This window comes from Halorubrum sp. SP3, from assembly GCF_005435195.1.
Classification (GTDB): domain Archaea; phylum Halobacteriota; class Halobacteria; order Halobacteriales; family Haloferacaceae; genus Halorubrum; species Halorubrum sodomense.
The window spans coordinates 1-469 of the sequence record NZ_SGTU01000354.1; the positions used below are offsets into that span (position 1 = coordinate 1).

Below are 469 nucleotides of genomic sequence, written 5' to 3' on the forward strand. Positions count from 1 at the left end.
GCGCTGAGAGCGTTTCCCCATCTGGGAGTGGGTCAGACGGATCATCGGTGGCTTCGGGATACACGTCCGCCGCTGCGGCGAGATGACCAGTCTCTGTCTCGGAGTGGTCCGGCGTGGACGCATCAAGCCCGAGTGCGGTTTGGGCCGCGCCCTTCACACCGCTGCCGTGCGGGTCGAGTTCTAGCGCCTCGTTGATGGGGCCACTCCCTGCGGAGTACCCGGCGGGATCAAGCCGTGGGTGGAAGCCGAACGGCACTTCCTCGACACTCAGGGACTCTTTCTCATCAGCCGGTTCGTCCGGGTCGGACGACGGCGCGACCGCAAGTTGGTCGGCCAGTGTTTCGAGCTTCTCTGTCTCGCCGTTCTCGGCGGCCGCAACGAACGCCTCGTGGGTGACTACGTCGTTGCCTGGGAGCGAGTTTTTGGTGAACAACTCCCGAATCGCCATCTGCCGTTCAACGGAGCGCTC

General features: G+C 64.4%; 1 protein-coding gene. It reads right to left on the minus strand.

Annotation, left to right across the window (positions count from 1 at the left end; translation table 11 throughout):
• Positions 1 to 448 (minus strand): hypothetical protein (locus EXE42_RS16845; RefSeq protein ID WP_137707049.1); only part of this gene is annotated, 448 nt, incomplete at its 3' end.
• Positions 449 to 469: the final 21 nt, after the last annotated feature.